10 protein-coding genes are annotated in these 9,859 nt (G+C 66.4%); 5 read left to right on the top strand and 5 right to left on the bottom strand.

Annotated features, from left to right (window positions below; genetic code table 11):
• A partial coding sequence (locus tag H8B02_RS40945; protein ID WP_229171365.1) for an MDR family MFS transporter occupies positions 1–1,427 on the bottom strand: 1,427 nt, incomplete at its 3' end.
• 159 nt (positions 1,428–1,586) lie between these two features.
• The gene (locus tag H8B02_RS40940; protein WP_229171364.1) at positions 1,587–2,123 is read right to left on the bottom strand and encodes a YcgN family cysteine cluster protein; all 537 of its coding nucleotides are present in this window, start codon (positions 2,121–2,123) and stop codon (positions 1,587–1,589) included.
• A 287-nt stretch (positions 2,124–2,410) separates the two neighbouring features.
• Between H8B02_RS40940 and H8B02_RS40935 the strand changes: the two genes are divergently transcribed.
• The 3 genes from H8B02_RS40935 to H8B02_RS40925 are packed head-to-tail and all read left to right on the top strand — an operon-like array spanning position 2,411 to position 5,881.
• Positions 2,411–4,684, top strand: a complete 2,274-nt coding sequence (locus H8B02_RS40935; RefSeq protein ID WP_212311667.1) for a transglycosylase domain-containing protein — start codon at positions 2,411–2,413, stop codon at positions 4,682–4,684.
• A 1-nt stretch (position 4,685) separates the two neighbouring features.
• Positions 4,686–5,264, top strand: coding sequence for a DUF1214 domain-containing protein (locus H8B02_RS40930; protein ID WP_029082050.1), 579 nt, complete (start codon positions 4,686–4,688; stop codon positions 5,262–5,264).
• Entirely contained in the window at positions 5,261–5,881 is a 621-nt protein-coding gene (locus tag H8B02_RS40925) for a DUF1254 domain-containing protein (RefSeq protein WP_229171363.1), read from the top strand. Before H8B02_RS40930 ends, H8B02_RS40925 begins: the two co-directional genes overlap by 4 nt.
• Here H8B02_RS40925 and H8B02_RS40920 read toward each other — a convergent pair.
• Positions 5,878–6,720 carry an MBL fold metallo-hydrolase gene (locus tag H8B02_RS40920; RefSeq protein WP_229171362.1) on the bottom strand — a complete coding sequence of 281 codons (843 nt, stop codon included), beginning with the start codon at positions 6,718–6,720 and terminating at the stop codon, positions 5,878–5,880. The two genes, H8B02_RS40925 and H8B02_RS40920, sit on opposite strands and share 4 nt — an antisense overlap.
• Before the next feature lie 91 nt (positions 6,721–6,811).
• On the opposite strand from H8B02_RS40920, the gene H8B02_RS40915 reads away from it, so the two are divergent.
• On the top strand, positions 6,812–7,672 hold the full coding sequence (locus H8B02_RS40915; RefSeq protein WP_229171361.1) for a LysR family transcriptional regulator: 861 nt from the start codon (positions 6,812–6,814) through the stop codon (positions 7,670–7,672).
• On the opposite strand, the gene H8B02_RS40910 is transcribed toward H8B02_RS40915, so the two are convergent.
• Both H8B02_RS40910 and H8B02_RS40905 read right to left on the bottom strand, forming a co-directional pair.
• Positions 7,669–8,436, bottom strand: coding sequence for a hypothetical protein (locus tag H8B02_RS40910; RefSeq protein WP_229171360.1), 768 nt, complete (start codon positions 8,434–8,436; stop codon positions 7,669–7,671). The two genes, H8B02_RS40915 and H8B02_RS40910, sit on opposite strands and share 4 nt — an antisense overlap.
• Positions 8,437–8,440: 4 nt before the next feature.
• Positions 8,441–8,635, bottom strand: coding sequence for a hypothetical protein (locus H8B02_RS40905; protein ID WP_229171359.1), 195 nt, complete (start codon positions 8,633–8,635; stop codon positions 8,441–8,443).
• Positions 8,636–8,930: 295 nt separating this feature from the next.
• Here H8B02_RS40905 and H8B02_RS40900 point away from each other — a divergent pair.
• On the top strand, positions 8,931–9,859 hold a 929-nt coding region (locus H8B02_RS40900; protein ID WP_229171358.1), incomplete at its 3' end, for a DUF2336 domain-containing protein.

Genomic DNA, 9,859 nt, shown 5'->3' with positions numbered 1-9,859 from the left:
GACGCGGCATGATGCTCGCCGGCGAGCGAGATGTCGGTCCCGAGCGTCATCAGCAGGATCGTGGTGAAGGCGGCGACCGTGAAGGAGGCCATCATCGCGCGGAAGAAGTTCATCGCGCCGGTCACGGTGCCGACCTGCGGACGCGCCACCGCGTTCTGCAGCGACACCACGCTGATCGGGAATGTGGTGCCGAGCCCGAGCGCGAACACGCTCATCAACAGCAGCAATCCCCACAGCGGCAGCGTCGTCACGGCCATGCCGACGGCACAGATCGCGGCCACCGAGGTGCCGACGATCGCGACACGCTTGTAGTGCTTGGCCTTCGCCATGGTCCGGCCGGCGATCGCAGCACCGAAGGTCGAGATCGCCGCGAGCGGGATCAGCGCAAGGCCGGCCTCGCTGGCGGTCAGGTGATAGACCACCTCGTAATAGAGCGGCAGGTGCACGGTGAGCCCGACCATGGCGCCGAGCGCACAGCCGCCCGCGCCCATTGCGAACGGCACCACCGAGCCGCCGAGCAGCGACAGCGGCAGGAACGGCTCGTCGGCGCGGCGCGCGTGCCAGACGAAGGCGCCGGCGAGCGCAATCGAGGCGCCGATCATCGCGGTAATGGTCGGCGACAGCCAGGAGAGACGCGTGCCGCCCCAGGTCAGCACCAGCATCAGCACGACGGCCGAGGCCATCAGCAGCACGCCGCCGAGCCAGTCGACCTTGCGCTTGCGGTGGAACACCGGGATCTTGCTCATCTTCGGCACCAGCAGCGCCAGCGCCGCCGCCGCGAGCGGCAGGTTGATCCAGAAGATCATCGACCAGTGCAGATGCTCGGCGAACACGCCGCCGACCACCGGGCCGAGAATGCCGCCGGCCATCCAGACGCTGGAGAAATAGGCCTGATAGCGGCCACGCTCGCGCGGGGTGACCACGTCGGAGATCACGGTCTGGACGACAGGCATGATGCCGCCGCCGCCGAGCCCCTGCAGGCCGCGGGCAATGATCAGCATGGTCATGCTGGGCGCGATCGCGCACAGCACCGAGCCGACCACGAACAGGCTGAGCGAGGTGATGATCATGACGCGGCGGCCGTAGATGTCGCTCAGCGTGCCGAACACCGGCGCCACCGCGGTGGAGGCGAGCAGATAGGCCGTGATCACCCAGGACAGGTTGGTGACGTCGTGAAACTGGCGCCCGATCGTCGGCAGCGCGGTCGCCACGATGGTCTGGTCGAGTGCGGCCAGGAACATCGTCAGCATCAAGCTGATCACGATGGTGCGGACTTCGTCCGGATTGAGCGGGGCCGGCGGCGCCAGCGGCGGCGCATCGCTGAGTTCGATCACCTCGCTCGGGAGGTGAGACAGCTCTGCGGCAATGTCGTCAGGCAATGTCTCTTGGTCGGCAGGAATCCGGCTCTGCCGTTCATACTTGTTCATTTGGGGCGTAATGTTGCTGCGCGGGCGCGTGCCGCGATGGAATCATTCTCTGATCCGCAACTTATGCAGCAATTCGCTGCTGAGGCAGGCACCTCAGCGCATGGGTGCATCCCGCCGCGACCTTCTCGCGATCACGTGATCGCGGACGCTGTGGCGACGTCACCCTTTGGTCGTCTTGTCGAGCACCCTGGGCCGCTTCTTCAATTGCGCCCGTTTCGGCAGCAGCGCCGGCCAGCGCACGATGTGATCCTCGAGATCGGCGTCGTTGACGTCGAGTTCGGTACCCTCCACCCGCCCGCGCACCGAGACCCCGGCTTCATGCACGGTGTCGGGATCGCCGGAGATCAGCGGATGCCACCAGTAAAGGTCCCGCCCTTCGGCCACCAGCCGGTAGCCGCAACTCGGCGGCAACCAGTTCAGCGTCCGGACGTTCTCCGGCGTCAGGCGGACGCAATCCGGAACCTGGTCGGAGCGGTTCGCATAGTCCTTGCAGGTGCACAGGCCGGAATCGAGCAGCTTGCAGGAGATATGGGTGAAATAGATCTTACCGGTGTCCTCGTCCTCGAGCTTCTCCAGGCAGCAACGTGCGCAGCCGTCACACAGGCTTTCCCATTCGGCGTTGGACATCTCTTCCAACGTCTTGGTTTTCCAGAAGAATCCATCCTGGCCCGACGGGCGCTTGGGCGGTGCGGTCATGATATCCCTGACATGGCGGTAAAGCCCTTCTTGGGACGCCGGCGCGCCCTCCGCAAGGGGGTGATATTGCGGGCTCGAAAAAGCCGGTGGGCAGCGTTAGGGCTTTCATTAAATTCACAAGCTGCGCCATTGGTTTATGGCAGCCGCTCGGATAGAACATCGAACGAGTCCCCAACGACGCAAAAGCGCCTTGGGATTGCCGCAACATCGAAGCAAGACGCTGGCCTGTGCCCAATTTGGGCGCCCGCAGCGCTGTCGAACTGATCAAGGGTCCGGTCCTTCAGATCATGCCGTCGCATTGGAAACAGAAGGTCCGGAATTTCTTCCTGGACCTCGATGCGCGTATCGACTCGACGCTGTTCTCGTCGGGCAAGGGCCTGCGCGAACTCTACGAGCGCTATTCCACCTTCATGGACCGCTTCTATGTCGGCCGCTGGAAGCGCTGGGTGTTCATCGAGCCGCTGTCGGAAGCCGCGACCATCGGGCTCGGCGGCATGATCCTGATGCTGACGCTCGCGATCCCCGCCTTCCGCGAGACCGCCGACGAGGACTGGCTGAAGAAGTCCGACCTCGCGGTGACCTTCCTCGACCGTTACGGCAACCCGATCGGCAGCCGCGGCATCAAGCATAATGACTCGATCCCGCTGGAAGACTTTCCGGACAATCTGATCAAGGCGACGCTCGCGACCGAAGACCGCCGCTTCTACGACCATTTCGGCATCGACGTTCCGGGCCTCGCCCGCGCGCTCGTCACCAACGCGCAGGCCGGCGGCGTCCGCCAGGGCGGTTCGTCGATCACCCAGCAGCTCGCCAAGAACCTGTTCCTGAACAACGAGCGCACCATCGAGCGCAAGGTGAAGGAAGCGTTCCTTGCGATCTGGCTGGAGACGCGGCTCACCAAGAACGAGATCTTAAAACTCTATCTCGACCGCGCCTATATGGGCGGCGGCACCTTCGGCGTCGACGGCGCGGCGCATTTCTATTTCAACAAGTCGGTGCGCGACGTGAACCTCGCGGAAGCCGCGATGCTCGCCGGCCTGTTCAAGGCGCCGACCAAGTACGCCCCGCACATCAACCTGCCCGCGGCGCGTGCCCGCGCCAATGTCGTGCTCGACAACCTCGTCGATGCCGGCTTCATGACCGAGGGCCAGGTGTTCGGCGCCCGCCGCAATCCGGCGGTCGCGGTCGACCGGCGCGACGAGAATTCGCCGAACTACTATCTCGACTACGCCTTCGACGAGATGCGCAAGCTGGTCGACACCTTCCCGAAATCCTACACCGAGCGCGTCTTCGTGGTCCGCACCGCGATCGACATGAACGTGCAGAAGGCGGCCGAGGAAGCGATCGAGAACCAGCTCCGCCAGTTCGGGCGCGACTATCACGCGACGCAGGCCGCGACCGTGGTGTCCGATCTCGACGGCGGCATCCGCGCCATGGTCGGCGGCCGCGACTACGGTGCGAGCCAGTTCAACCGCGCCACCGACGCCTACCGGCAGCCGGGCTCGTCGTTCAAGCCCTACGTCTACACCACGGCGCTGCTCAACGGCTTCACGCCGAACTCGAAGATCGTCGACGGCCCGGTCTGCATCGGCAACTGGTGCCCGCAGAACTATGGCCATTCCTATTCGGGTCAGGTCACGCTGACGCAGGCGATCACCCGCTCGATCAACGTGGTGCCGGTCAAGCTCTCGATCGCGCTCGGCGGCAAGGAAGGCCCGAAGGCCGGCCGTGCCAAGATCGTCGAGGTCGCGCGCCGCTTCGGCCTCAAGGCGCCGCTGCCCGATACGCCGTCGCTGCCGATCGGGTCCGACGAAGTCACGGTGATCGAGCACGCGGTGGCCTACGCGACCTTCCCGAACCGCGGCAAGGCGGTGACGCCGCATTCGGTGCTCGAAGTGCGCACCGGCGCCGGCGATCTGGTGTGGCGCTGGGACCGCGACGGCCCGAAGCCGCGGCAAGCGATTCCGCCGAACATCGCCGCCGACATGGCCGGCATGATGAGCCACGTGGTCAGCGAAGGCACCGCGCGCCGCGCCGCGCTCGACGGCATTCCGACCGCGGGCAAGACCGGCACCACCAACGCCTATCGCGACGCCTGGTTCGTCGGCTACACCGGCAACTTCACCTGCGCGGTCTGGTACGGCAATGACGATTATTCACCGACCAACCGCATGACCGGCGGCTCGCTGCCGGCGCAGACCTGGCACGACATCATGGTCGCCGCGCATCAGGGCGTGGAAGTCAAAGAACTCGTCGGCGTCGGCATGGGCCAGAAGCTGCCGCCGCAGCCGGCGCAGGCCAATGCCCAGGCCAACGCGGCGCCGCGCGTGCTGGAGACCAAGCCGGGTCCGCCGCCGGTCTTGACCAAGCGTGGCGCTGATATCCTGGTGCGGGTCGAGAAGCTGCTCGACGAAGCCGCCAAGACGACCAACAAGACCACGCTGAACGAGCCCTCGAAGACCGGCAAGCCGGAGTCCTCGAGCGCGCTGGCGTTCCCCGAAAACTACGTTGCCGCGGCCGGACCGGACGGCACGACAGCACCTGCGCCACGCAAGAACTGACGTGCGGCTCCTCCTCACCACCTTGCTGGCACTCGTCATCGCCACGGCCGTTGGCCTCGGCCTGACCTACGCGACGGCGACGCGCGGCACCGATCTCGGCACGCTGAAGATCGGCGCCTGGACCGCGCGGCCGAAGAACGGCACCTCCGACGTCGACCCCTATTCGCGCGCCACGATCGCGCGCAGCGGTGAGCTGCCGATCGGCACCGGCGACGGCATCGCGTTCTCGGCCACATCAGACGACAAGAACAAGCCGCTCGACGGCCGCTGCGACATCGTGGTCAGCGGCGTGACGCCGGCGGCGCGGTTCTGGACGCTGACGCTGTTCGACCGCAAGGGCCACCTCGTCGCGAATTCGCTGCAGCGCTACGGCTTCACCAGCCAGGAGATCATGCGCGCCTCCGACGGCACGTTCGAGATCCACATCGCCTCGCGCTCGCGCGCCGGCAACTGGCTGCCGACCGGCGGCATCGAGCGCTACGCGCTGATGCTGCGCCTCTACGACACGCCGGTCGGGGTCGCGACCCGCACCCAGCGCGACGCGCCGATGCCCTCGATCGCAACGACGGGCTGCCCATGATCCGCGTGCTGTTCACGATCCTCGCAGGCGTGCTGCTCGGCGGCGTAGTACATCTCGTCAGCGTGCTGGCGCTGCCACGGATCGCCTCGCAGGACGCCTATTCGCGGCTGACACCGATGACCAAGCTCAACGAGGTGACGCCGCTGCCGCTGGCCGACCCGAGCAACTCGCCGATGCCGCTGATGGATCCGGCCTTCGCGGTGGCGATCTGCCGCTACGATCTCTCCACCGGGCCGCTCAAGCTCACCGTGCCGGTCAGCCAGGCCTATACGTCGGTGTCGTTCTACACCCGCAACGAGGTCGCCTATTACGCGATCAACGACCGCTCCGCCGGCAAGAAGGTGATCGAGCTCGATCTGATGACGGAAGCGCAGCACAATGAGCTGCCCGAGGACGAGGAAGTCACCGCCGCCGACCGGCTGATCATCGACTCGCCGACCTCGACCGGCCTGATCCTGCTGAAGGCGCTGGCGCCGGAGCCCGGCCTGATGCCGCAGGCGCAGGCCTCGCTTGCGGCCTCGTCCTGCAAGGTGCAGGCCGAGCCAGTTGCGACGAAGCAGGAAGCACCGCCGCCACTGCCCGCCCCGGCTCCGCCGCCGGCAGCACGCAAACGCTAGCTCGCCGCGCGCGCGTGCCGGCCGCAACGGCAGGTCTCGTAGTCGACGGGATCGTGGCTGTTGACGATCGTGATGCTGGCGCCATGCGCCGCTTTCAATAGGCGCAGCCGCTCCTGGTTCTGGATGCGCGCCGCGCGATCCATGTCCGCCCGGCGCTGGAACATGCCCAGCACCAGCGGGATCCGCGGCCTGGCATCGAGCTGCGCATGGTGGAAATAGGCATCGCCGGCGTGCAGCAGCCACCTGTCCTTGTCGCGCACCGCGATGCCGCAATGGCCGAGCGTGTGGCCCGGCAGCGGGATCATCAGAATGTCCGGCTCGCGATCGCCGAGCGCGCGCACGCCCCTGAAGCCGAACCAGTCCTCGCCGCCGGCGCCGTAGAACGCCCAATCCGGGCCGTGCTTCCACTGCGCCGTGATGTAGCGTCCTTGCGGCGGCGCGACTTGATGCGTCACCGCCATGTCATACTCCTTGCGATGGACATGCACCTTGGCCTTCGGAAAGTCCGGCACGCCGCCGGCATGGTCGCGATCGAGATGCGTCAGCAGCAGATGCCGCACATCATCGGGCGAGAAGCCGAGCGCCTTCACCTGACGGACTGCCGTCTCGGCCGGATCGAGCCGCGGCGTCGTCTGCCGCACCCATTTGCGACCGAGCCGCGGCGGGTCGCCGATGTCGTCGAGCCCGATGCCGGTGTCGATCAGCACGAGGCCGTCATTGCTCTCGACCAGCAGGCAGTGACAGACCATCCGCGCCCGCTGGAAGATGCTGCCGCTGCCGTTCACGAGCCGCTTGCCGATCGGGCACATGGTGCCGGTGTTGAGATGGTGGATGCGCATGACCAGTCCTCCGCTGAGTTCAGCACAGGCTTGCCACCGGCCTCATGATAGGTAAAATATTGTCTATCTATCTATACGATAGGACAGGCCTATGGATATCCGAGAACTCCGCTATTTCGCCGCGGTCTACCGGGAGCGCAACCTGACCGCCGCGGCGAAGCGCTGCTTCATCTCGCAGCCGTCGATCTCGGCGGCGATCACCCATCTCGAGGCCGAGCTCGGCACCACGCTGTTCATCCGGCACAAGAAGGGCATGGCGCCGACGGAGTCCGCCGCGCAGTTTCACGGCGTCGCCCGCAGGATCATCGACGAGGCGGACGCGGCGCGAAATCTGTTTCGCAAGCCTGCGACAAGGCAGCCGCTGACGCTCGGCCTGCTGCGGACGCTCGATCAGGCGCGGACGATCGCGCTGCTGAAGCCGCTGACGGCCAATGCCGATCTCGCGCTTAGGCTGGTCGGCGCAAATGAGAAGGCTGATGCGCGGATCGTCGCCAAGACCATGATCGGCGCCGGCGAGCACTTCATCCCGCTCTGGAGCGAGCGCTACGTCGCGGCACTGCCGCCGTCGCATCCACTCACCCTCAAAGAGACGCTCCGGACCACCGACTTCGCAGGCGTTCCGATGATCGATCGCTGCCATTGCGAGCAGCAGGAATTCTTCAACCGCACGTCGCCGCCGCGCAAGCCGGTGGCGATCGCGGAATCGGAGGAATGGGCGATGGCGCTGGTCGCGGCCGGAGTCGGCGTTGCGATCGTTCCCGAAGGCGTGGCGCGTGGCAATCCGGATGTCGCGGTGCGCCCGATCGATGTCGACGTCACGCGCCATGTCGGCCTCGCCTATCCCTCGGCCCACCCGCCCTCCGATGCGCTGAAGGAGTTCATTGCGAGCCTGCCGCGGCAGGCGAACAGCCGCCGCGTCAGATCCACAACAAAGAAGATGAAACGGGCCTAGCCCTTCGACACCACGGCCTGGCCCGTGACCGGTCCAGAGACGAGCGGCGCGTTAGCGGTGAGCCGGGCCAGTTCGTTGATCTGGCGTTCGGCGTCGGCGGCCATGCCGTCGGGCGCCTGGATCACCAGCCGCTCCAGCGCCCAGCGATAGGACGAGATCCGCCGCTCCAGGCATTGCTGGACCCATTGCACGATCAGCGTGTTCTCTTCCATCCGCGCCACCGCGTCTGCCTTCTCGTGCGGCGACAGGTCGGCAATCATCTTGAGGCTGGCACTGCGCTTGCGATCCAGCTCGATCACCTGGATCGCGGTAGCGAAGAACGGCTCGAAGCGCGTGATGTCGTCGCGGACCTGGTCGATCAGCAGCGAATAGCGCGAGGCGAACGAGCGATGTGGCTCGTCGATCAAATTGCGACCATACGCCGTGCGATCGAACACGACCTTCTGCCGCCACGGCGAAGGCAGCGGCTGGTAGTCGCCGTACACGCTCTTCCACGCCGGTCGCGACAGCGGCGGCTCGATGAACTGATAGGCGAGATCGCGCAGCTGACGTTCGTGCTCGGTGAGCTGGAATTGCGAGGCGTTCTTGCCGACGCTGCCGGTCGCTTCGGCACCCATCCAGCGATGCATGTCGTCGTTGCGGAAGTCCGCGCGGGTGCGGCCGAAATCGCCGCCGCTGCAGCCCACGAGCGCCGAGCCCGCGAGCAGCAGGATCAGCGCCGGGAGTGACCGCCGAGCGGCGGTCCGCTGCGCAAGTTCCGGCATTGGATCAGGAGCGGCGTCGGCGACGACGGCCGTGCGCAGTGCCCTGCTCCGGTCCGCGACCTCCACTGGTCTCCTCCGTCGTTCGCTCGATCCGCACGACGGGAAGGATCAGCACGGTCCCCATGCCTTCGCCGGCAGCACCGACAGCGCTCGGCCGCCGTGCAGCCGCACCCGCCGGAAACTCAACGATGGTGCCCATGTTCAGTTCTCTCTGGCCCCGCACGGACATGATTTGCCCCGCGCTCGCCGAGTTAAGAACGCGCATGGTTAACGACATCTTAAGCTGCCGATACGGACGGTTACGGATGTGGCGCTGTGCCTTAATAGACACGCGCAAATTCGAGCGTTCGCCTTCAGGGCTTGTTTTCCTTAACTGCGTCTTAAAACAGCCTGCGTAGGCTCGCTGCCACAAGGTTTTCAAGCCGAGTCTTATTGGCAAGTCGCGTACGCCCGAGATGAGCGCAGCTCCGCTATTTCCTGGTTTCGATGGGCTGATGACGCTCTCCCGCCGCGAGGGAGTCGACATCCGCCCCACTTTGCTGCGCGTCCTGACCGACCTGTATGTGCAGGCGAGCGCGCACTCCGCCGACGAAGAGCGCCAGTTCGTCGAGCTGACGTCGCGCCTGATCGACGAGGTCGACGACGCGACCCGCGCAGCGGTCCGCGCGCGGCTTGCGATCTATCCGGCAACGCCCGCCCCGATCATGGACAAGCTCGGACTGCGCCGCGCCGGTCCGGAGCAGCCGATGCCGGCCGCCGCGCCAATTCCCGCGCCCGCACTGTCCGCGCTGCCCGCCAAGATCCCGACCGAGGCAGAGCTGCGGATGGCCGCGAGCCTTGCGATGCGGCCGAACGATGCCGCCGAAATCTCCGACATGTTCTTTGCCGCCAGCGCGAAAGAACGCGCGCAGATCCTGCACAATCTGCAGGAGACGCCGCTGAAGGCCGCGGCGCGGATTCCTGCCGCCCGCGCCGCGCGCGCGATCCATATCCTGGAGATGGCAGCGTTTGCCGAGGACCTCGATAACTTCACGCTCGAACTCGGCGAGGCGCTGATCCTGCCGTCGCGGATCGCGGCGGAGGTCGTCAATGATCCCGGCGGCGAGCCGCTCGCCTGCGCGATGCGGGCGCTTGACGTCTCGAGCGCCGCGTTCCAGCGGATCCTGATGTTCCTCAACCCGGAAGCCGGCTCGTCGGTCAACTACGTCTATCGGCTGTCGCGGCTCTACGATCGTCTCGGCGAGCGTTCGGCGCTGGTGATGCTGGCGGCATGGCGCGGCTCGACCATGGCGGTGGCGCGCGCCAAATATCGCTCGTCGCTCTATGACGACGAGCGCCATCGCGTCCGCGCGACGCCGCCGCAGACACGACCCGTCGTGCAGCCCGGCAGCGCGTCCGGCATTCGCGACCAGAAGTCTGGAAG

It is taken from the genome of Bradyrhizobium altum, from assembly GCF_020889705.1.
Classification (GTDB): domain Bacteria; phylum Pseudomonadota; class Alphaproteobacteria; order Rhizobiales; family Xanthobacteraceae; genus Bradyrhizobium; species Bradyrhizobium altum.
The sequence above is the reverse complement of the archived record's forward strand: the minus strand, read 5'-3'. Positions and strand labels throughout refer to the sequence as shown.